The sequence below is a fragment of the Legionella sp. ST3F1 genome, from assembly GCF_048553315.1.
Taxonomy (GTDB): domain Bacteria; phylum Pseudomonadota; class Gammaproteobacteria; order Legionellales; family Legionellaceae; genus Tatlockia; species Tatlockia donaldsonii.
In genome coordinates this window covers 279,259-300,715 of the sequence record NZ_JBLZIO010000001.1, presented here as the reverse complement: position 1 = coordinate 300,715, position 21,457 = coordinate 279,259, and the positions used below count along the sequence as shown (strand labels likewise).

Genomic DNA, 21,457 nt, shown 5'->3' with positions numbered 1-21,457 from the left:
TTTGAATTTTATTTGTATTTAGAATTGTCCTTCATTTAACCTTGTGAGGGCGTTCTAAATGAAAAAAATGAGCTCTATTATTGCGGTTTCTGTACTGATGAGTGCTTGTGCATCTATAAAACTGGAGCCACAAGCGGCACGTGTCATTGCATCACCCAATGCAGCGCCTAAAGGGTGTAAATACGTAGGGCAGGTGGTTGGAAATCAAGGTAATTTCTTCACCGGGGATTGGACGTCCAATAAAAATCTTGAAGAAGGTGCAATGAATGATTTGAAAAATAAGGCAAGCCGTTTGGGAGCCAACTATATTCAAATCATTACCAATCGTGCCGGAAATACCGGTTCAATGAGTGGTTTTGACGGTAACATGAGTGGCCATATGTCCCAAACCAATGTTACCAATATGGGTAATGCCTATATCTGTCCACCAAAGAGCATTGGCCTATAAGAGAGGCATAAAAACTAGAGTTTTATCTTAGAAACCCTCATTGTGAGGGTTTTTATTTTCTATTCACGAGGATGATGGAGAAAACGGTTTAGTCGGTATTTTGCCTGTTTGTGTGTCCTTTAACGTTTAATCTCTCTCAATGAACGATTAACCTTCAAATCCTAAGTTTTTGCTTTATCTATATTTCTAACTGCTATTATTACAATAAGATCTTAACGGCGGGTGTAAGCGTTCACAGGGTATGTAACTGTCGTCATGGTGAGCCTTGAAGCAACCCAAAGCGATACTTTGTTAGAAACAGGGACTGGTTTGCTTCACTTTGTTTGCAATGGCAACAGATTTTTGTTGTAACCCGCGAGCTTATAGGTGAGTTGGAGTAAGCAGCAATGCCAATATATAGAATAACGGTATTTATTCTGCTTTTTGTTTTATTACTCTTATCTGCTGCCCATGCGGCCGAATCGCAATTTCAGTCTAACATCGGCTTTAATGCACCCCAGGCTCTTACCCAGCTTGAAGAGATAAATCGCGAATTGGCAACGAAGGTGAATTATAGTGAGTTATACGAGGCGGTCAAAACGATTAATGTACTCAAAGAGCACGCTAATCAGTGCATATCAAAAGGAAAATCAGAATTACAAAAAATTGATGGGATGCTGAAAAATAACTCCGTATTGACGGTTTTAAAGCAAGAAAAAGATACGCGCTATCAATATTTAATTAACCAGAGAAGTCTCAATGAAAAACTAACTGCAGAATGTATTTTTTTTGATTATAGGGCTCAGGAGGTAATTAATGAAATTAATACCAGAATGTCTAAAACCCGCTTATCCAACCTTCTAACCAGAACATCGCCGATTTGGGAGAAAATTGATAGCCAATTTTTCACACTCCCGCTCAATGAGCAAACGTTCTATCAGTATAGTGGCATTCAACAGTTGAATAGTACCCATCTTGTCGTATTGATTAGTATCTTGCTGGGCGGCATTTTTTTTGTTTTAGTTAGCATTAATTTTATCAGGAATAATATTAAAAAACCATTTTTTATCAAAGAGGTAATTCCTATCCTTCAATGGCCGTTATCGTTCCTTTTTCCTGTCTTGCTAGCTAATTTATATCTTCATTGGGTTTTGGCGGGAGTGGTACCGTATCCAGGCGTTATTTTATTATTCAATGCATTATTCTACTATCTGCTTGCTATTGCCCTGTTAAGATTCGTTCTACTTATAGGCGCAAATTATTTAAGCTATATGACGGACAGTCTAAGAGCGGTTTTACTGAAACGCTATACTGTTCTGATGACTTTACTGCTTTGCGGGGCTATAGGCGCCATTTTAATACGGGGGCAATGGGTTCCCCCTCAACTTTTAGAGCTACGCATTACTCTTTTCATTACCTTGCTTAGCCTGGCTGCCTGTTGGTTAGGATGGCTTATTTTGCGGCCTCCTTTTTTTAAAACAATCTCTTCTCTTAAAGCTAAATTGGCTAAAATTTTATTAGCCGGTATGAGCTTATTTACTATTGTTATGGCTTGGCTAGGCTATATTAATTTTGCCATTCATTTTTTCCCCAACGTCTTTGCCAGCATCTTGTTGATATGGGTCACCTGGAAGGTGACGCAATTATTTGGAAAGGTCTATTTTTTATTAAGTGCTCCTGAACAACCTCTTTCGCAAAAAATTCATGCCTGGATGGGGTTAAAGCCCCACAAAAAACTCATTGAACTATTCACTATAAGAATGATTCTGAATGCGGGCTTCATTTTATTTATGCTCTTCATTTTTATGAAGATATGGGGCGTTTCACAATATTACATTGATACGGGTAAAGCACTTTACTTTAATGGCTTCACTATTGCTGATATTTCCATCTGGCCAAAACGAATAGTAAGAGGCGCCATTCTATTCTGTATACTGATTATGTTGGGTAGGGCCTTGTCCACTTATGTGGCACGCCGTAGCGCATTTAAAGGTGAATTATATCGCCAGGATACGATTGCAACGCTTATTACTTATATTGTTTTTGTCATTGCTGTTATATCGGGCCTGCTAATGGCTGGTGTTAATTTCATGAGCCTTGCCGTCATTGCGGGTGCCTTATCTATTGGAATGGGTTTTGGTTTACAATATCTTGTCAGTGATTTTGTCAGCGGCATCATTTTGCTAATGCGTAAACCAGTTACACCGGGTGATCTGGTCATCATTGATGACACGGAAGGTTACATAAAAAAAATACGTTTATTATCCACACAAATAACGACTTTAACCCATGCTGATGTCATTATTCCCAATTCGAGTCTGATTAATAAATCCTTTACCAATTATACCTACCATAACAATAAAATGTGTCGCATGAATAGCCAGATTATTCTTGATAGTAACAGTGATTTTGAGCTAGCCAAGCAACTTTTACTTGAGGTAGTCAAGAACAATCCTAATGTTATCCAGGAGCCTCCCCATCAGCCTGTGGTGCTCTTTGAATTAACGCCGTCGCATAGTATTTTATATGTTGTTATTGATTTGTGGTATTTCATTAAAAATGTCGACTTAAAACGGGTCGTTTCAAGCGAAATTAATTATGCGATTGTCAAAGCACTCAAAGACCATAATCTTTGCCCTGGACAAAAAGAGGATTCATCGAACGTGTAGCTTGACCTAAGAGGTTAAAAATTTAATTAGAATCCTGTTCATTTCCTGGACTTGCTCTACCGGGCTGGAATGGCCGCCAGGTATCAGGTTAAATTGTGCCTTCGCTATCCCCTTTGCCAGGAACTCACCCTCCGTAGGCAGCGTGATGATATCGTCCTTTGCGGCAATAACCAGAGTGGGGGAGATTATTTCGTGTAGCCATTTACTGGAATCAAATGATAATAAAACTTCAAATTGACGTTTCTGATCTGCAAGAGATTGAGGATAGGGATTATTTTTCAACAGTTCTTTAAACGCGGCAATATTTTCCGGTTGACTCAGATAGGTACTCGAAAAAAACCAGGTCATACAGCTTTCTGCAAACGAATCCAAAGATAGATTTTCTTGCTGAAAATGTAAGAAGGTTTCGACTGCCATCATTGAACGGCGAGTAAATTGGGATGTTGAATTAAGAATGACTAACTTGTTGATCTTGTCGGCATGTCTTCTGGCAATGCCCTGGGCAATCGCTCCACCCATTGATTGTCCTATAATATGCGGTCGTACAAGGCCTAATTGTTGTATTAGGGCGATGGTATCTTCTACCATCGTATCCAGGGTAAAGGATAAACCCCTATCTTTTGTTTGGCCTACGCCGCGGTTATCAAAGATAATAACCTGGAACTGCTCTGCCAATTCATCCACTATCAAGCGCCAAAACGTATGATCTCCGGTATAACCGGCAATCAAGACCAATGGTTCGCCTTTACCATGTGACTCATAATAAATATCGATACCATTGGCTTTAATAGTTGGCATCTTTATTCCCTCAGTCAATTCCCTAACATTTATATTACCCTGCTGTGGAGGAATGGCAAGTTTCTTTCAGAAATCCGTTAGTAAGAAGAGAGGGGGCTAGGGAATTCGCAAGGCCTCCTTATAATAAAACACGCGTACCCGACAAAGAAAAATAGTTAATAAGCAATGCTCATAGCTGTATTTTTATTTGTTTGGGACTGTAGAGCTGGAGCAGTCGCTTCCACAATCATCCGAGTCATTAAGACAAGTAAACTAAACGTTAACGACGCTGTAAGGGAGGTTAGCCCGGTAGGCATAATAGCCAATCCTAAAATAGCTGCTCCGGTACAACCTGAAATAAAAGCAAAGCTTCCTCTGAAGCCCACTGTTGCTATCTGCATAAGAAAAGACGTATCACTTTTCTTATTAGCAAATAACCAGTTGTGGGCGATCATCGCTGGAATGATCGTTAGTGCTCCCCCAAGGGCACATGCCCCAGCCAGGGTACTGAGTGATTCAACAGTAGCCATATGGTTTCCGGCGGCCAACAAAAGGCTGCCAAAAAAACCATTTTTTGCACCGCCAATAGCGCCAACAGTAACATCACCAACTAATTGTAGTTTGGTACGTTTAAAAAATTTGCTCATTGGCCTTCTCTGGTTAAGTCAAGAATTTGAGAAATAATGGTATCAAAGAAATGTTTTTCATAGTTAATATTTTTGGCAAATTATTAGGTGACTTGCGCACGTAATGGCGTGAATCAGGAGAACAACAAAGTATTTTATGAGGCTGGGACGCCAATTTTCTTATAGATCCGTTAATATTGCTTTAGCAATTCACTAGCAACCTTGCTAAACAGCCTAATTTAGGCAAGTGTTGTCGCAGGTATGTGCTGGGACCCTTTATACCGATATGGAGGCTATGCCAAAAGAGGCCTAAAAATTTTTAGGCCACCCTGGCAGCAATCCATTTATTCGCCAGCAAGAGTCTCATCTGGCGCTTAGCTTGAGCAAGTCATGTCTTGGCCACAGCAGACGGGTGATTTAATCATGCCACAGCCTTTCGGGCATTTTGCCACCTGTATTTTATGGTTATCTTTGTTAATTGTATCCTTAACCAAGGACGTATTGCATTTACTGCAGGTTAAGCCTTTTACACCCATTCCGCATTTGTTGCAGGTGCATTCCATTACAGTTCCTCCAATGGGGTTAGTTATTGGAGTATAGGTAATCTTTTTAAAAAATTAAAATCAGGTAAGGTAGGAGCCGGATAACCTTGTTTATTGGTTCACTGCGGAGTTTTTAATGAATAGCAACAGGAGTTAATCTGGATTTGGAAGCAAGCGGGGCGCTAATTGTTGGCAGGATGAGAGCATCAAGACTTTGTATTCTTCATGTTTTAAGCTATTTTGTTTATCAGATTAAGCGTTTAGGCGAACGTACAACGTTGGCCCGGAATTTTATAAAAACGGAAGGAGAAGAAACATGACCCAGGCAGTTCCAGAGGGATTTCATACGGTTACACCAACCCTCACTTTTAAAGACAGTCAAAAAGCCATTGAATTCTACAAAAAAGCATTTAATGCCCAAATTGTTGATCTTTTTCCTAATCCTGACGGAAAAGGAATTATGCATGCCACAATTAAAATCGGTAATTCGATTATTATGATGGGTGATGAGATGAATGGTGGGGAAAATTGTGCAAAAAGTGCCGAAACACTGGGTAACTCACCAGTAGGACTCTTTCTTTACGTCACTAATGTGGATGAATTCTTCAAGCAGGCTGTTATTGCCGGGGGCAAGGAGACCATGCCAGTAACCGATATGTTTTGGGGGGATCGTGCCGGGCATCTTAAAGATCCTTTTGGTTATTCCTGGATGATCGCGACACATAAAGAAGATTTGACCCAGCATGAAATTGGGAAGCGGGCCGAGGCCTTCTTCGCATCCATGGCAAAAAAATAGAGGCTGTTTATCCTAGGCATCATGGTGTTGGGCGATGCGCCCAACTTATCTACTGGCCACATTGCGCAGGAAGACAACGTTTATCCTTTTCGGCAGACGGGAATCTGGTGGTTCCCGCCTTGGATTAAATCGGCAAATTAAAAGCCTATAGCCCTAAAACTCGTTTGTGCAAAATAGGTCGGGATTTCCCTGCCTAACAAAGGATTCATTGGATGACATAATTTTCTTTTTCATGAATAAAGAATAAATCGCGAGCTATTTTTCTTAAAAAAATGACGATAAATAAGGGTGGAAAACCGGCGGTTAAAATTCGAGGTGAAGACCCCAAGAAAGATTTCTCTGATGCAGTTGTGGATACCAAGAGTTTATTTGCAAATTTAGTGACTATTAAATATAGTACTCGCCAGTTATATTGGTGTAAAAAAATGCAGTCAACAATGCAAGTTCTTCAAATAGCGGATGAGTATATAAAAAAGCATCCTTCAGAATTGTTAAGTCGTATCGACGTGGAAGGTCAAACCATCTGGATAAAACGCCGTCCACCCTCTAAAAAAACGAAGTGGCACCGATTGGCCTCGCTGCTAACTTACCTAATTCCCATCGCTACTTTTTATCCTACAGTGGTGACAGATAAATCGGATAGTCTGGTCCAGGAAGCAGAGCGCCTGCGTTTATTTGCTACAAAAGGCTTGCCAGTACCGGAGGTTTTAGCATCAACGTCCGGTTACATTATTACCAGTGATGTTGGTTTAAATTTACAGCAGTTAGCAGAGCAACTCACCGATCGCGAAGAACGAGTTGCTTTGTTTGAAAAAGCAATGTCTTCACTTGCCCATTTACACCAGGCTAATTTATGTCATGGCCGGCCTTCTTTACGCGATATGACTTTGCAAAACGACACGGTCTTCTTGATTGATTTGGAAGAAAATCCTGTGGCAGTAATGAGCCTCGCGCAAGCACAGGCAAGAGATATCTGGCTGTTCTTTTGTAGTGTAGCGCGCTATTGCAAGCAAGAGTATTCGGTACTCGATCACCTGTTTCAAATCTATGCGAAGAATGCTTCGCCGGCTACGATGGCAGCCTTGAAGCAGATGGTAGGAGTCATTAAGCCGATACGTATCATATCGGAATATTTGCTCGCAGCGGTTAAATCCAGAGATCTCCGCAATGCTGTACAAGCTAATAAAGTGCTTGAAAAATGCCTTAAGAAATCCAAGTAACTGTTAAGGATTATCCTGGTTCTGGATTTATTGTAAAACGGTTGTAGCGGCGTCCGAAACAACGGATCGATGAGCAAGGGGGATATCCCGGATGCAGTGAATAGCATCCGGGTTTTTTTTATGATGAGTAACGAGGTGAGTAGGAAGACGTATCGTCAATAACTTCTTGAACAAGAGAGGCTACTGGACGAGTAAAGAGGCTAATGATGCTGAAAAGGGTATTTAAAGTTTGAGCTATCATCATTGACCCTGCATGCGATGTGCTTGACCACGCTTCACTAAATTCTCTTGCGGAATCTCTATCGACGAGCTCTTTTGTTTTTTGCTGATTAAGTGACCAGGTATAAAATCCTTTAGCTAAAGAGACAATAGCATTTGCAAGATGAATTGCAGCGTCAAGTGCGAAGAGAGGCTCTAAATAAGTATCAATAACTGGATTTGCCAGGTATGCAAGGAAATCAGACTCTTTTACTTTTTTACCACTTTGATCTTTATATCCTTGGATAGGAGTAAACATAGTAAAAAAACGATGTTTTGTGGATTGAAGTAATTCCTGGTCTTTTTCCTCAAAAATAGGCTGAACAAGTTTTGTCATCATGAACTCCAATAATAGGTTAATTATTTTGCAATGGCATGCCTACGTCCTGTAGGAACAGTAAATGCCCCATTCAATCCAATGGCTGGGAATTTTACGGGAAAATGATGAAAAATACTACCTCTTGGGCATAAGCTAGAAAACTAGTGCAGGGTTCAATCTCCAGCGATTTCCCACTGCAGTTGAGGTAATGCGAAGGATTGCAGCACCTTGATCATAATCCCGTAATTAATACAGAAATATCGGTAGAATAGCCATCATTAAACGGATAAACTCGGTGGACAATTTGAATGTTTTTGCCTGGGATCGTTATGAAAACCTCAAAATTGCCCTTCATTTTTTTCTGCACGGTTATTCTAGCTTCTTGTTTCCCAGTTAATGCTGCCGAGGCCGTTTCGCAGTCGGAGTCCGATGCTGCTCGCATTGCAATGCTGGAAAAAGCTTTGGCACCTGATAGCCCAGCTAACGTCGCTGCTTTATTTGCCAAGGCCAATAAAGATCGCAATGGTGCTGTGCAATTTATGTTGTTTTCTCCGCCCCTAAAAAATAACTACAAAGACAATTGGCCTTATTGGGTATCTGGGACATCCAGTCCCTGGATTACTTCTTATGAAATTAAAGAGACGTCAAAAGCTAAGAATGTCTGGCAATTTCAAATTACTTATCAATGGGCTACTTCGAGCGGTCCCTTTAACCCGCCGTTAGTCCAAACGATTGTTGTAGAACCCGTGCCTAAGGATAGTGATTCCTCTCAAAAATGGTTGATAACCAAATTTCAGGAAAATTAATCTCATTTTTCTGCTACCCCCGCAAGAGTCCTGTGCAAACAGACGTATTGCGGGGATCGCGCCAAATTTTTATCCACATGCAGTCCTTTTAAGTGGCAAACTGGTCTTTTCTTAACATTGTCTTAATATTCACTTGCTATGCTTATTTTTAAATAAATTAATAACTGTAAATTATGTCTAAAGAATTGACCCAACAGTTCAGAGCATCGCTGATAAAGTATTTGAAGAATCCTGATAATGCAGTGAATCAAAAAGAGTTAACTGCGATATCAGTTGCAATACTTAGAGAGTCCCTCGAGAAATCTACTTATGAGCCTGATAAATATTTGGCGCATATGGATAGCATTATTAAGCCGGCAGTTAGTGGAATTAAAATACATCCGGAGCTTGGAAAGATTCTAGACTCATTTAAACGTGAAATAAGCTTCGCGGATGAACCAGAAGAATACCAGGCCTTTCATGCTTTAAATATGGCTCTAGAGATGTACTTGAGAAATAACTTAATTAATCCTGAGCAAGTTGCGCGAGATAAATTACATTTAATCGATGCAAGCATCCAACAATTAAAAGCTGGGGCAAATCCATATCTGCAAGAATTAGAGAGTGCTTTTGTTAAATTAACAGCAATCGTTGACCAGCATTTTACATTGTCCCCTGAGGCGCAAATCAAAGAGTTTGCGAATTTTGAGCGAAAAATAAATCTTGTATGTTCAATGCATAAAGACGCTATCGAAAGCGATGCGCAAATTAAATCTGCTTTTTATAGTTTTCTTGCTACGATTTCGAGCGTTTTAGTTGTTATTGGAATTTCTCTTTCTGATACTTTTCAAAGAAAAAGTAATTTCTTCCAAGATGTTTCTAGCGCGCCAACAAAAGCATTGAACCAGTCAGGTTTTATTGCACCGTTTGTTGCAGTTCAAGACCCTGATGAAGATGAACAACAGCAGAACCTTAGTAGCGGTCTTGGCCCTACCAATTCATAATTTTTGTCCAAAAACTCCCCTCATCGAGGGGGGCTCTGGCGTTATTGGTGATTACCCTAGCGGTTCTTCTGGTAAAAACCCCCCGGCCTGCATTTGCCACATTTTGGCATAATGTCCTTTTAGCCCGATTAACTCTTGATGAGTTCCATCTTCAATAATCTGGCCATTATCAAAGACCAGGATTCTATCCATTGCAGAGAGAGTGGATAAGCGATGAGCAATAACAAGGGTCGTTTTTCCTTGCATCAAACGGTGTAAGGCATCCTGAATGTATTTTTCGGTTACCGAATCAAGTGCTGAAGTGGCCTCATCTAAAATGAGAATGGGTGCATTTTTTAATATTGCTCTTGCAATCGCAATGCGCTGGCGTTGCCCGCCGGATAATTTGATGCCCCGCTCTCCCACCATCGATTGATACCCTTCATAAAGCTGGCTAATAAATTCATGGCAATGGGCTTTTTCAGAGGCGCTAATGACCTCGTCATCACTGGCATCCGAACGTCCGTAGCGAATATTTTCCATTAAGCTACGGTGAAATAAAGAAATATCCTGAGGTATTAACGCAATGTTTTCTCGTAATGACTCTTGCGTGACCTCACTAATATTTTGCTGATCAATAGTTATCCGGCCGGATTCAACCGCAAATAGTCTTAAAATGAGGTTTACAAAAGTACTTTTGCCGCTTCCTGAAAAACCAACAAGGCCTACCTTTTCACTAGGATGAAGCACAATCGTCTTATTTTTAAAAAGACGCGATCCTTTATCATAATGAAAGCTGACATTTTCAAATTGGATTTCACCCTGATGAACAACCAGGGGTTTTGCATCCTTAACGTCTACAATGTCATGAACGGCATTAATGATAGAAAGGGCCTGCTTGCATTTACCGATTTGCTCGGAAAAGGCAACGAATTGACCGGCAATAAACCAGAGATTCCATAATATACTGATGGATAAGCTAATAATAAAACTAAAATCGCCTACCGTTACCAGATTTTGGCTGTACATCCGCCCTAATAACCAAAGATTGAAGCCTAATAAGGCAACGATACTGATATCCCAATAAATTCTCATGTGGATGATCTTCGCCTGCATCTTCCTGTCTTTTTGTACGGTGTCAACAATGGCTCTGCTGATATAACAGTTTTCATAAGCATGTTTGGCGAACAACCGAATATTCACAATATTACTGATGCTATCTACCATTTTACCGACTACAGAACTACGTGCTTCGGCAAAGACATGGGAAAGATTTTCAATCGGTTTTAAAAATAAAAAAGTGATGAGTAGAAAACTGATAACCCAGGCAATCAAAATGAAGGCAAAGACAGGATGAATTAGCAGTAAGGTAGTGATAGCGATGATAAGGCCTAATAATTGGGCATACATATCATCGAGAGTAGTAAGAATTTCAATAATTCCACCCTGCATATCGGAAATTTTATTAATTAAACTACCAGCAAAATTGTTTTGGAAATATTGGTGAGAATGCTGGTTTAAGTAGGCAAACATCTTTTCCATGGTGTCCTGGCGAAGATTGGGGAACAACTTCATTTTGACCCAGTCCAAAAGGCGCATATCAAGGCATAGGCCTATCCATACCGCGATATATAAAAAAATGTAAGGTTGAATTAGAGCAAAGGATGAGCGATCGCCAGCCGTTGCCACTGCCTTATCAATAATGATTTTAAGAATATAAGGCAGCAGGGTATTTGTTATTGCCCAAACGAGGGCGACAAAGGCAAAAATGGCCAGATAACTTTTATAAGGCTTTAAAAGACTAACGATAAATTGAGTGAGTGATTGCTGTGTATTATTTTTCATAATGACCTGAGGGCAAGGGCAGTTTAAATGGTCTAAATTACTAACCCATAGCGTTCGGGCTTGGGATGCGCTATGCGCCGTCTCTGCCCGAACGCTAGGGTTAACGGTAACAAAAACTTAAGTCTAATTGGAAGTATAAGCAAAAAACCAGGGGTTTATTTACCTGACATCCTTTATGCAGGGTATCCTGCTGAGCCCCACGCTTTAGGGTTTGATAAAATTGCTGAATGGAATTCCTTTTTGATTTTTACATTGCGAACCATCTATCTTGTTGTTTTTTAAAAACGCGTTTAACTCGTCAGTTTTATAAAAATAAGAGACAGTTGACCCTTTCCCATCGGGGGTTCCCGTAAAAAAATAGGTGTGTTCAGGTTGTAAGGGATCAAAACGGATAAATTTCCCCGGAGCGCAGACGAAATCGTTAGGTTGGGCACGATAGTAAGCTTCTCTCTGCTGTTTCTTTTGAGCCTCTATCTCTTTGGTTTTATACATCACGCCAATAAAAGGAAGCAGGCAAAGTAAAGGAAGCCATAAGATAGCTGTAGAACGATAAGCATTTTCAGCCAATTTGCGAGAGTGATAGAGCGCATAAAGAGCGATCAGTGGGTAGAGCCAGATCGAATAGCCGATGATTGAAATAGAGTGCGGATGCTCGTTTCTAATTTCTGTTGCTGCGGAGCCACCGCATAAGCCTGCATAACAGGCATAAGCAACAACCATATAAGGTACGGTCAATAGGGAAAGCCAAATTACTGTGATTAAAAAGGTGCGATAAAAATGGTACATAGACTTGTAACTCACTCCGGCGTTATCTCAAACGCAGTGGGAGCTCTCCTAATTCCGGGGAGATTCTTCACTGATTCGGTGAAAAAAGGATATCAACACTTTATCTATAAATGCTGTTCGAGGAAAGTGCGTGTGAAAGCGGCTTGAAAAAAGTTCTTCTCTGCGGTTTTCCACGGTTGTTTCTGGCGTAAAATTGATAGCTGACGCGAGTAGGTAACTGACTAAAAAATAAAAGGAACAATGGATTATGGTGTGAGATGCAAGGGTTCTGTAATGCTTGCAGAACATGCTTGCAAGGTGGCATTCCAGAACCCACCCTGACAAAATTTTCCAAAAACTCGACTGTAAAAACATGGCCGAAGCGATTGCCTGGGGATTGCGTTATGGTGATATCAGACCCCCTGCTCATCACAGGTCGCGCCCTTGCCCCGATCTGTGATGAGCAGGCGCTGTTGGGCGAGGCGCCCAACCTGCAAAAACCAGCAAAAGGAATAAATCCTGACACAAGGATTTCGTTGAAGACAACTTCATCTGCCAACCAATCTATCTTTCATTAGCCGGTGACTATAAATAAACCGGGACTAGGGAATTCTTCCCATGTAATCCATTTTTCCTATCTCAACACCCTGATTTCTCAAGATGCCATAGGCGGTGGTTACGTGAAAGAAAAATTGCGGCAGGCCGTAGTGTAAGAGATAGGTTTGGCCGTTAAAGGTTCTTTCTTTAGGGGTGCCAGGGCGAATGGTGATTTCTTTTTCCTCACTACCATTAAGCTGTTCAGGTTTAATAGCAGCGATAAATTTCAGTGTTTTTTCAATGCGTGCCTGTAAGGCTTCAAAGCTATCTTCATTATCATCATAAACAGGCACTTCCACACCCGCTAAGCGGGCAACAACTCCCTTGGCAAAATCAGTTGCGATTTGGATTTGGCGGGTAAAATTAAACATATCCGGGAACAGGTTTGCCTGCAGCAGGGAATCAGCTGCTATTTCACCACTGACCAGATGGGTTTGGGCCTTATCTAAAATGGTATTTAATGAATTCAGTAATTGTTTAAAAACGGGGACTGAAGCATTGTACATTGAAATAGCCGGTTTCATTTTTTTCCCTTAATAAAATTGGAAACAACATTAATCGACAAACTTTTTATCACAGATGACTTCAAGTGCCAACTGCTTGCCTTTATTCTATATTTAGTTTGTAGCTCTAATTCAAGGAAAAGATAATGACTGAGCATGAAAACTTTAAAAAGTGGCTAAAACATAAATGTTCTCCACAAGCCGATACTACCATAAATACCTTTGAGTATGGCGTAATACACGCCCTCTATAATCCTCGACGCGAGGTTTTCATCATGCTGCCAAGCCAAAAAGAGTACTCGCGAGAAATGGTAGAAAATGCTTTTCACAACGAAGTGGAAGTGAATCATTTAATGATCGAAATGCTGGAGCAATAAGACCCGGCTTGCTATGAAAATGATATCGATTTTGGCTACAACAAATCAATGAACCCCAGGGGCTTTAAACGATGTGGGATTTATTAAAAGGGAATCGTCGGCTGGTTATTACCTATTGGGTTTTTGGAGTAATCCCTGCGATTATTTATAATGGCATAGGGAAGGTAATCGAAAAATACTACTTTCAATTGGCAACAACCTCTTCTATGGAATGGTTTTTTTATCTCTATCTTATTTTTCCTTTTATTTATTTCCCTTTAATTTATGTTGCAATTTGGCGAAGTAGTAATACATACAAGGGGCGTAGACTCTGGCGATGGCTTGCCAAACTGGCAGTAATCCTGGGTGCTGTTCTACTCGTTTTGAAAGCGGTTTTATTAGCCAATTTATTCTTTAGGGCTAGCTTGTCCGATAAAATAAAAATGGAAGTCACTCAGTTAAAGAAAGCCTTACCGAGTAAAATTGACTCCGACACCGAAATTTACGCGATTTCATTTGATAACAAAACAATTACCTACCGCTATCGGTTACTGAAGGCCGATAAAGCAGAGATTGATCTGAATTACTTTAACGACAATATCAAACCCCAATTAATAAAAGAAATTTGCAGCGACAAAGATTTAAGTCGTTACGTTATGCAAGGGATCATTTTTTCTGCTATTTATGATGATAAAAACGGCGCTGAATTAGGCCGGGCCTCTGTGAGGCCCGGTGATTGCAAATAATGATGTATCCGATTTATTGATGCGTATTCCATGTGTCATCCTGGGTTTCCCTCTACATCATCCTCTTGAACGTAGCGGGAGAATCTCCTGAAGACCCAGGAGATTTTCTCTTTGTTCGGAGTGATGATTGAAGAGGGATTTTTAGTGATGGGCTTAAATGGAAGCACTCACCAACGGCGTTTCCTCTTCTATCTCTAATGCAGTAAAAGTACTGGCGATTTTATCGATTTGCTTATGGCGTTCGGTTTGCATAAAAAAAGCGCTTCCGGTTAAACAGACTTTCCCTACAATCATCAACAAGCCAAGGCCTGTAGCAGCAAGGACGATGTTAGCGAGAATAGGCTTCCAAAGTGCCCGGTGTTGCATATCGAGCATGCCTTTTCGCAGTTCTTTTTCAAACGCCATTTTGGCGACTTGTCGTTCCTCGTTATTTTGCGCATAAAGAAATTTGTTGGCAAAATGATTGAGATTGAGTGCTAAAACAATGGCTTTTTTACCTTCTTTCTCGGCCTCTTTGTCAATAAGATGATCATATAATTCTCCGCCGTAGCTTCTTAATTGGTTAATATGGCTATACAGCAGTGAAATTTGTGCATTCTTTTTAGCAGAATAAGCTGAGCTGGTTAAGGGTACTGCTTCTGGTAATAAATCCAATAGGGTGACAAATTCTTCTTCTGTAGTTATTCGCTCGAGGATATTTTGATAATCGCCTCCCTTTGTAGTAAAGAATTCAAGGAGGTCACTATTCGGCAATAACGGTAAAATATCTGTCCAATTAGTGCTGTATCGTGCGTATAAATCAGGCAGGATAATATTGCCTCTATCGTCTTTAAGTGCTGCTAAGCGCTCGGTTTCGGGTATTAAGGCCAATAGGATGGTTAAGGTTTCGGAAGAATAGATAGTCCCGATCAGGAGGTTATTGACTTTATTCGCCAGCGAGCGATGTGATTCGTGCAAAAGGCCAAAAACCATCGCTAAAGTGTCTGTCTTGTTAGCAATTTGACGCAACAAATTGATGTACTTGCCATTTTCTTCGTTGATTGCATCCCAGCGTTGAATGGCAGGTAAGGCGGTTAGAATAGTCTCTAAGGATTTTGGGTTATGGGCGGCAAGATGGAGTGTTGAATCGCCATTACTATTCTTTTCATTAACAGCAGCGAGGCGGTCTGACTCAGGAAGCGACATTAAAATCGCTTTTAATGCCTGGGGGTTTTTGGCAGCAAGCTGTAAAACACTCTTGCCTTTACTGCCTTTGCCATTGATTATAGCCAAGCGCTCTGATTCGGGTAACAAGGTTAAAGCAATCGTTAAGATTTCGGGTAGTTTGGCTATCGCATGCAGAAGTGTGTTTTCGACCTCATCTTTTTCTGTGAGTCGCGCTACACGCTGTTCTGGGGGCAATGAGGTTAGAACCCATTTCGCTAACTCATAATTGTTGTAATTTAGGGCGAATTGCATGCATTCGAAAAAGCCGCCCAATCGCTCCCTATTGTCAACAATGGCTTGATTAAGGGCGGTTAGTTGCTCGTTATTAAAGAGGCCATTTTCTATCATGTCACCGAGCTCGACTGGTAAAGCTGGTTCGCATGAAATTTGTGCATGCTTGAATAGTAGCGTGTAGTAGCTGGGAGGAAAGGCAAGAAGAAGATTTAAATAAGCCTGTTCGTCATTAATCACTAATTGTTTTAAATTGTCTTCAAGGTAGTATGTGGGTAGCGTCGTGGTTGTATTCGTACCGGCGGCAGGTAAAGGGCGTGTTCTCCCATAAAGCCGTTGAGTCGCTTGCAACTGTTCTGGCGACAAATGAGGTCGGGTATCCAGTGCAGCTGCATTGGCTTCATTCTTTAGAATATCTTTTAAATAGGATGCAGCGAGCTCGACACAGTTTTCTCTTCTTAAATGTTCACAAACATTATTTAACGAAAAAAGAGCAACTTCCTTGGTTTGCAACGTTAATAATGCTTCCTTCAGCGTGTTTGGAAGCGATTCCAGATAGCCAAAAAAATCAGTCACTGCTTTTTGTGTATCGATACTGGCAAAGGGCTCTCCTGTTAGGGTTTCACCTCCCAAAAGAAGCTGCTGAATGAACTCATTAATGACTTCACGAGGTGTCTGGCCCTTGCTGACTAGCACCAGGTTTTTTTGCAGTGTTTTGAAGGCATCATTGTGTTGATAAAGTGCTTCGGCTAAGTTTGGGTATTGCGTTTGGAAGGCATTAAAGAATTTTTCATGGGTGGCAAAATCAAATTGTATGAGATTGGCCACCTCAAAGAGTTGACTGCCGCTAACAGCCAATTCGCGCAAGGCAGCACGGGAGGGAGTCTGCTCTAAACAGGCCAGACTTTTTTCTTGGAAACGAAAGAGAGGATTTCTCGTGCGCTCACGCAATGAATCCTGACTAGCATCGGAATTAACCTCATAGTTGACCAGCGTGGTAACGTGAGGGGCTAATATGCCTAACAGGTCTCCCATGGTCTTGGGCTTAAATAAAAGTTCGGCAATTTGCCAATAGAGTTGATTACACTCTCCATCTGGCATTGCAAACAAGCTTAGACAAGTCCCTGCATTTTCTTCAGCACGGGATTTACACCAAACTAAAAATACCTGGCGAAAGGCTTCTAAATCCTTGCAATGAGGTAGAATTTGTAGCAATGATTCAATTTGGATGTGAAGTTCCTGCTCGATCACTTCCGCCCTGAGGCTTGGGTAATCATGGGCTATCCCCAAATCCTGTAATAACGCTCGCTTTTCCTGGAGGAGATTAACTAAGGCCATCCGCTTATAAAGTTCTTCTTCCTTGACGACAGCTTGTTCTTCTGGAGAAAGTGCATCCAAAATAGTTTGCAATGCCCGGGGACTATTAATAGCGACATGGAGCACAGAGTTGCCTGCGCTGTTTTTTTTGTTGATGGCCTTCAGGCGAGCCGATTTGGGCAGTGAGGTTAAAATAGCGTTTAACGCGTCTGGGTTATTAACAGCAAGATGTAACACACTGTTACCTTCACTGTCTTCCTCATTGATTGTAGCCAGGCGATCTGACTCCGGGAGTAAGGTTAAAGCAGTCGCTAATGCTTCCGGTTTGCCCGACATCATATGCAGGAGAGTGTATTTGTACCCGTCGTCTCCATCATAGTTTACTTTGAATTGCGCCAGGCGCTCCTCAGGGGACAATGAGGTTAGAACAAGTCCCAATAACTCATAATTGCTGTAGTTTAAGGCGAATCGCAGGTTTTCGGCAAAGCCGCCAAATCGCTCCCTATTGGCAACAATGGCGTGGTTAAGCGCTGTGAACTGCTCCCTATTAAAGAGTCCGCTCCTCATCATTTCGCCCAACTCCCCCGGTAAGTCAGGATCGCAGGAAGTTTGCACATGTTTAAGTAATAGCGTGTAGTAGCTTGGGGGAAGCGCCAGTAAAAGATTTAAATAAGCCTGTTCATCATCAATAACTAATTGCTTTAAACCTTCTTCAAGGTAGTGTATGGGCAGCGTTGTAGTGGTATTCGTACTGGCGGCCGGTAAAGGATGAGTTCTTCCATAAAGCCGTTGAATCGCTTGCAACTGTTCTGGAGACAAATGAGGTCGGGTATCCAGTGTAACTGCATTGGCTTCATTCTTTAGAATATCTTTTAAATACGATGCAGCCAGCTCGACACAGGTTTCATTTCTTAAGTGTTCACAAACACCGGTTAATGAGGTGCCTGACTGAGTTTCTAATAGTAATAATGCTCCTTTCAGGGCGTCAGGTAGCGATTCCAAATAGCCAAAGAAATCGGTTAGGGCTTTTTGAGCCTCGAGGCTGGCTTCGATTTCCCCGGTTAAGGTTTCACCGCCTAAAAGAAACTGTTGAATGAGTTCTTGAATGACTTCTCGTGGTGATAGCCCTTTACTGACTACCATTAAGTTCTTTTGAAGCGTTTTGAATGCTTCATTATGCTGATAAAGTGCGGCGGCTAATTCTGGGTACTGTTGTTGGAAGGCATCAAAGAATTTTTCATGGGTGGCAAAATCGAATTGCACGAGGTTAGTCACATCAAAAAGTTGATTGCCGCTAACAGCAAGCTCGCTTAAAGCCGCACGCGATGGTTCCTGCTTTAAACTGCTAAGATCTCTCTCTTCAAAATGGAAGACCGGATTTTTGGCGCGTTCGCGTAACGTACCCTGATTGGCATCAGAAGCAACCTCATAGCTGATTAGGGTAGTGATGTTAGGAGCTAAGATGCCTAGCAGGTCTCCCATAGTTTTAGGCTCAAACAGGCGCTCTGCAATGTGCCAATACAATTGATTGCATTCCCCATCAGGCATGGCAAACAGGCTTAAACAAGTACCAGCATTTTGCTCGGCTCGCCGTTTGCAGCGGTCTAAAAATCCTGAGCGAAAGGTTTCCAAACCCTCGCCAAGAAGTTTTACCAATACTTCAATTTCGTCGTGAAGTTCTTGCTGAATCGTTTCTGCCTTAAGGCTTGGGTAATCATGGGCTACCCCAATATCCTTTAGTAGCCGTCGCTTTTCCTGCAGGAACTTAAATAAGGTCGTTTGCTTATAATAGTCTATTTCCCTGACAGCAATTTCATAATCGGGCGGTGATAATAAAGCTAAAATAGCCTGCAAGGTCTCTGAATTATCAGCGAATTGATATAAAATTTTATTGTCTTCGCTGTCTTCTTCAAGAAGTGCGGTGAGGCGATCGGTCTGAGGTAATAACGTTAAGATCGCTTGTAATATTTTCGGCTCATCGGCAATTCGCAGCAGTAGGCTCTGCTCGCCTTCATAGTCTCTATCTCTCAGTGCAGTCAGGCGCTTCTCTTCTGGCACAGCGGTGAGAACAGCTGTCATTACTGGTGAATTATCAATCGACATCGTATGCAGAACACTTTTACCGCGTTTATTTTGTATGGTCAGTGCTGCAAGACGCTCAGTTTCTGGTAACAACTCCAAAATAGTTGCTAAGGCTTGCATCTCTACCCTGTACAAGAGAGTATTACCCCTATCGTCTTTCTCTGTAATTGCTGCAAAGCGATCAGTTTTAGGTAGTAGAGTCAATAGCCTGATAATTGTTTCTGGTTGAGAAAAAAGCCTTTGCAGGAGGCTGTTGCCTGCGCGATTTTTTTCTTGAATTGCCGCCAAGCGGTGTGACTCATGTAATAAGCCAAAAACCATGCTTAAGGCATTATTTTTATAATAGAGCAGTCGATGCAAAAGGCTGGCATTATTGCTGTTTCTTTGTTGGACAGCTTCCCAGCGCTGATCTTCAGGGAGCAAAGTCAAGATAGTTTCCAATGCTTCGCGCTTATCGATAACGTAATGGAGGCTAGAGTTACCTTCCCCGTTTTTCTTTTTAACGGCAGTTAAACGGGCGGATTCGGGCAATAAAGTTAAAATGACTTTCAACGCCTCTGGATTATCCGCGGCAACATGGAGTATACGGTCCCCGTCGCTGTTCTTTATGTTGATTGCTGCCAGGCGATCGGATTCGGGTAGTGACTCTAAAATAGTTTTTAACGCCTCTGGGTTATTGGCAGCAAGATGGAGCGTGGAGTTGTGTTTACTGTTTTTTGTGCTGACTGCAACAAGGCGGTCGGTTTCAGGTAATGACGTTAAGATAGCTTTTAACGCGTCTGGATTATTGGCAGCAAGGTGTAAAGTACTGTTGCCTGTTGCATCTTTTTCATTGACTAAAGCCAAGCGTTCCGACTCAGGTAACAATGGCAAAACAGTCCTTAATGCTTCTGGTGCTTCCGTCAAGAAGTGCAAAAACGTTTCATCTTTGCGATATTTTATTTTGAAGGGCGCCAGGCGTTCATTAGAAGGCAATGGCGTTAAAATAAGTTTTATTAATTCATAATTGTTATAGAGGGCGAAGTGCAGGCATTCGGACAAACCGCCCAAGCGCTCCCTATTGTCAACAATAGCCTGGTTAAGGGCAGCCAGTTGTTCTTCATTAAAGAATCCATTTTCTATCATTTCACCCAGCTCTTCCGGTAAAGCTGGCTCACAGGTAATTTGCGCATGTTTGAATAGTAGGGAGTAGTAGCTTGGGGGGAAGGCAAGAATAAGATTTAAATAAGCCTGTTCATCATCGATGACTAATTGGTTTAAACCCTCTTCCATGTAGTGTATGGGGAGCGTTGTGGTGGTATTCGTACTGGCGGCGGGTAAAGGGCGCGTTCTTCCATAAGGCCGTTGAATCGCTTGCAACTGTTCTGGCGACAAATGAGGTTTTATATCCAGGGTAACTGTATTGGCATCATTATTTAGAATATCTTTTAAATACGATGCAGCCTGCTCGACACAGTTTTCATTTTTTAGGTGTTCACAAACATCGTTTAATGAAAAGCTTTTCTTGGTTTTCAACCCTAATAATGCTCCTTTAATGGCGTTAGGAAGCGATTCCAAATAGCCAAAGAAATCGGTTACGGCTTTTTGAGCCTCGAGACTGGCATAGGTTTCCCCGGTTAAGGTTTCGCCGCCTAAAAGAAGCTGTTGAATGAGCTCTTGAATGACTTCTCGTGGTGATCGACCTTTACTGACTAGCACTAAGTTCTTTTGAAGCGTTTTGAAGGCTTCATTATGCTGATAAAGTGCCGCGGCTAATTCTGGGTACTGCTGTTGGAAGGCATCAAAGAATTTTTCATAGGTGGCAAAATCGAATTGCACGAGGTTAGTCACATCAAAAAGTTGATTGCCGCTAACAGCAAATTCGCCTAAAACAGCACGCGATGGTTCCTGCTTTAAACTGTTAAGATCTCTTTCTTCAAAATGGAAGACCGGATTTTTGGCGCGTTCGCGTAACGAACCCTGATTGGCATCAGAAGCAACCTCATAGCTGACTAGAGCAGTGATGTTAGGAGCTAAGATGCCTAACAGGTCTCCCATGGTTTTAGGCTCAAATAGACGCTCTGCAATGTGCCAATAGAGTTGGTTGCATTCCCCGTCAGGCATTGCAAACAGGCTTAAACAAGAATCAGCATTTTGTTCAGCACGGTGTTTACAACGGTCTAAAAAACCTTGGCGAAAAGTCTCTAAGCTCTCTCCAACAAGTTTTATCAACACTTCAATTTCATTACGAAGTTCTTGCTGAATGGTTTGTGCCTTAAGGCTTGGATAATCGTGTACCAGATCAACACCATTTTGTATTAATTGTTGTTTTTCGACGAGTAAATGATGTAATTCTTCAGTGATTAAATTAGCCACAAAAACCTCAAATTATTGATTAGTTGAGTGCCCCGGCAGTTTTTTACTGCGA

At 41.5% G+C, this 21,457-nt stretch carries 17 protein-coding genes; 10 read left to right on the top strand and 7 right to left on the bottom strand.

Annotation, left to right across the window (positions count from 1 at the left end; genetic code table 11):
* Positions 1-58 precede the first annotated feature (58 nt).
* Positions 59-448 (top strand): DUF4156 domain-containing protein, encoded by a 390-nt coding sequence (locus ACN4Z1_RS01375; protein WP_115219970.1) that lies wholly within the window; start codon positions 59-61, stop codon positions 446-448.
* A gap of 386 nt (positions 449-834) precedes the next feature.
* The gene (locus tag ACN4Z1_RS01370) at positions 835-3,096 is read left to right on the top strand and encodes a mechanosensitive ion channel domain-containing protein (protein ID WP_228363550.1); all 2,262 of its coding nucleotides are present in this window, start codon (positions 835-837) and stop codon (positions 3,094-3,096) included.
* 6 nt (positions 3,097-3,102) lie between these two features.
* Here ACN4Z1_RS01370 and ACN4Z1_RS01365 read toward each other — a convergent pair whose 3' ends face one another.
* Together ACN4Z1_RS01365 and ACN4Z1_RS01360 are read right to left on the bottom strand one after the other, a co-directional pair.
* A complete protein-coding gene (locus tag ACN4Z1_RS01365; RefSeq protein ID WP_228363551.1) occupies positions 3,103-3,894 on the bottom strand; it encodes an alpha/beta fold hydrolase in 792 nt (263 codons plus the stop codon).
* A gap of 155 nt (positions 3,895-4,049) precedes the next feature.
* The gene (locus ACN4Z1_RS01360; RefSeq protein WP_228363552.1) at positions 4,050-4,520 is read right to left on the bottom strand and encodes a hypothetical protein; all 471 of its coding nucleotides are present in this window, start codon (positions 4,518-4,520) and stop codon (positions 4,050-4,052) included.
* A gap of 369 nt (positions 4,521-4,889) precedes the next feature.
* Here ACN4Z1_RS01360 and ACN4Z1_RS01355 point away from each other — a divergent pair, with 369 nt between their 5' ends.
* From ACN4Z1_RS01355 to ACN4Z1_RS01345, 3 genes are all read left to right on the top strand, one after another.
* Positions 4,890-5,099 (top strand): hypothetical protein, encoded by a 210-nt coding sequence (locus tag ACN4Z1_RS01355; RefSeq protein WP_181879285.1) that lies wholly within the window; start codon positions 4,890-4,892, stop codon positions 5,097-5,099.
* 258 nt (positions 5,100-5,357) lie between these two features.
* Positions 5,358-5,837, top strand: a complete 480-nt coding sequence (locus ACN4Z1_RS01350; RefSeq protein WP_228363553.1) for a VOC family protein — start codon at positions 5,358-5,360, stop codon at positions 5,835-5,837.
* Positions 5,838-6,109: 272 nt separating this feature from the next.
* Complete coding sequence (locus ACN4Z1_RS01345) at positions 6,110-7,057, top strand: phosphotransferase (RefSeq protein WP_228363554.1); 948 nt, start codon at positions 6,110-6,112, stop codon at positions 7,055-7,057.
* Between the two features lie 118 nt (positions 7,058-7,175).
* On the opposite strand, the gene ACN4Z1_RS01340 is transcribed toward ACN4Z1_RS01345, so the two are convergent.
* Complete coding sequence (locus ACN4Z1_RS01340; RefSeq protein ID WP_228363555.1) at positions 7,176-7,655, bottom strand: hypothetical protein; 480 nt, start codon at positions 7,653-7,655, stop codon at positions 7,176-7,178.
* A 308-nt stretch (positions 7,656-7,963) separates the two neighbouring features.
* Here ACN4Z1_RS01340 and ACN4Z1_RS01335 point away from each other — a divergent pair, with 308 nt between their 5' ends.
* Positions 7,964-8,440 carry a hypothetical protein gene (locus tag ACN4Z1_RS01335; RefSeq protein WP_228363556.1) on the top strand — a complete coding sequence of 159 codons (477 nt, stop codon included), beginning with the start codon at positions 7,964-7,966 and terminating at the stop codon, positions 8,438-8,440.
* A gap of 173 nt (positions 8,441-8,613) precedes the next feature.
* The gene (locus ACN4Z1_RS01330; RefSeq protein ID WP_228363557.1) at positions 8,614-9,423 is read left to right on the top strand and encodes a hypothetical protein; all 810 of its coding nucleotides are present in this window, start codon (positions 8,614-8,616) and stop codon (positions 9,421-9,423) included.
* A 51-nt stretch (positions 9,424-9,474) separates the two neighbouring features.
* Here ACN4Z1_RS01330 and ACN4Z1_RS01325 read toward each other — a convergent pair whose 3' ends face one another.
* Together ACN4Z1_RS01325 and ACN4Z1_RS01320 are read right to left on the bottom strand one after the other, a co-directional pair.
* Entirely contained in the window at positions 9,475-11,247 is a 1,773-nt protein-coding gene (locus tag ACN4Z1_RS01325; RefSeq protein WP_228363558.1) for an ABC transporter ATP-binding protein, read from the bottom strand.
* A 204-nt stretch (positions 11,248-11,451) separates the two neighbouring features.
* The gene (locus ACN4Z1_RS01320; protein ID WP_228363559.1) at positions 11,452-12,033 is read right to left on the bottom strand and encodes a hypothetical protein; all 582 of its coding nucleotides are present in this window, start codon (positions 12,031-12,033) and stop codon (positions 11,452-11,454) included.
* Positions 12,034-12,416: 383 nt separating this feature from the next.
* On the opposite strand from ACN4Z1_RS01320, the gene ACN4Z1_RS01315 reads away from it, so the two are divergent.
* The gene (locus ACN4Z1_RS01315; protein ID WP_419387977.1) at positions 12,417-12,590 is read left to right on the top strand and encodes a hypothetical protein; all 174 of its coding nucleotides are present in this window, start codon (positions 12,417-12,419) and stop codon (positions 12,588-12,590) included.
* Between the two features lie 24 nt (positions 12,591-12,614).
* On the opposite strand, the gene ACN4Z1_RS01310 is transcribed toward ACN4Z1_RS01315, so the two are convergent.
* Entirely contained in the window at positions 12,615-13,133 is a 519-nt protein-coding gene (locus ACN4Z1_RS01310) for a DUF1993 domain-containing protein (protein ID WP_058446439.1), read from the bottom strand.
* A 125-nt stretch (positions 13,134-13,258) separates the two neighbouring features.
* Here ACN4Z1_RS01310 and ACN4Z1_RS01305 point away from each other — a divergent pair, with 125 nt between their 5' ends.
* Together ACN4Z1_RS01305 and ACN4Z1_RS01300 are read left to right on the top strand one after the other, a co-directional pair.
* Positions 13,259-13,489: a hypothetical protein gene (locus ACN4Z1_RS01305; protein WP_228363560.1), complete on the top strand. Its 231-nt coding sequence runs from the start codon at positions 13,259-13,261 to the stop codon at positions 13,487-13,489.
* A gap of 71 nt (positions 13,490-13,560) precedes the next feature.
* Complete coding sequence (locus tag ACN4Z1_RS01300; protein WP_228363561.1) at positions 13,561-14,214, top strand: hypothetical protein; 654 nt, start codon at positions 13,561-13,563, stop codon at positions 14,212-14,214.
* A gap of 153 nt (positions 14,215-14,367) precedes the next feature.
* Here ACN4Z1_RS01300 and ACN4Z1_RS01295 read toward each other — a convergent pair whose 3' ends face one another.
* Positions 14,368-21,405: a hypothetical protein gene (locus tag ACN4Z1_RS01295; RefSeq protein ID WP_228363562.1), complete on the bottom strand. Its 7,038-nt coding sequence runs from the start codon at positions 21,403-21,405 to the stop codon at positions 14,368-14,370.
* Between the last annotated feature and the right edge of the window lie 52 nt (positions 21,406-21,457).

Coding starts and splice junctions, on each gene's coding strand:
- ACN4Z1_RS01350 (WP_228363553.1), top strand. CDS start 5,358: ATGACCCAGGCAGTTCCAGAGGGATTTCATACGGTTACACCAACCCTC.
- ACN4Z1_RS01300 (WP_228363561.1), top strand. CDS start 13,561: ATGTGGGATTTATTAAAAGGGAATCGTCGGCTGGTTATTACCTATTGG.
- ACN4Z1_RS01360 (WP_228363552.1), bottom strand. CDS start 4,520: ATGAGCAAATTTTTTAAACGTACCAAACTACAATTAGTTGGTGATGTT.
- ACN4Z1_RS01365 (WP_228363551.1), bottom strand. CDS start 3,894: ATGCCAACTATTAAAGCCAATGGTATCGATATTTATTATGAGTCACAT.
- ACN4Z1_RS01330 (WP_228363557.1), top strand. CDS start 8,614: ATGTCTAAAGAATTGACCCAACAGTTCAGAGCATCGCTGATAAAGTAT.
- ACN4Z1_RS01310 (WP_058446439.1), bottom strand. CDS start 13,133: ATGAAACCGGCTATTTCAATGTACAATGCTTCAGTCCCCGTTTTTAAA.
- ACN4Z1_RS01370 (WP_228363550.1), top strand. CDS start 835: ATGCCAATATATAGAATAACGGTATTTATTCTGCTTTTTGTTTTATTA.
- ACN4Z1_RS01345 (WP_228363554.1), top strand. CDS start 6,110: ATGACGATAAATAAGGGTGGAAAACCGGCGGTTAAAATTCGAGGTGAA.
- ACN4Z1_RS01355 (WP_181879285.1), top strand. CDS start 4,890: ATGTCTTGGCCACAGCAGACGGGTGATTTAATCATGCCACAGCCTTTC.
- ACN4Z1_RS01375 (WP_115219970.1), top strand. CDS start 59: ATGAAAAAAATGAGCTCTATTATTGCGGTTTCTGTACTGATGAGTGCT.
- ACN4Z1_RS01340 (WP_228363555.1), bottom strand. CDS start 7,655: ATGATGACAAAACTTGTTCAGCCTATTTTTGAGGAAAAAGACCAGGAA.
- ACN4Z1_RS01335 (WP_228363556.1), top strand. CDS start 7,964: ATGAAAACCTCAAAATTGCCCTTCATTTTTTTCTGCACGGTTATTCTA.
- ACN4Z1_RS01315 (WP_419387977.1), top strand. CDS start 12,417: ATGGTGATATCAGACCCCCTGCTCATCACAGGTCGCGCCCTTGCCCCG.
- ACN4Z1_RS01325 (WP_228363558.1), bottom strand. CDS start 11,247: ATGAAAAATAATACACAGCAATCACTCACTCAATTTATCGTTAGTCTT.
- ACN4Z1_RS01320 (WP_228363559.1), bottom strand. CDS start 12,033: ATGTACCATTTTTATCGCACCTTTTTAATCACAGTAATTTGGCTTTCC.
- ACN4Z1_RS01305 (WP_228363560.1), top strand. CDS start 13,259: ATGACTGAGCATGAAAACTTTAAAAAGTGGCTAAAACATAAATGTTCT.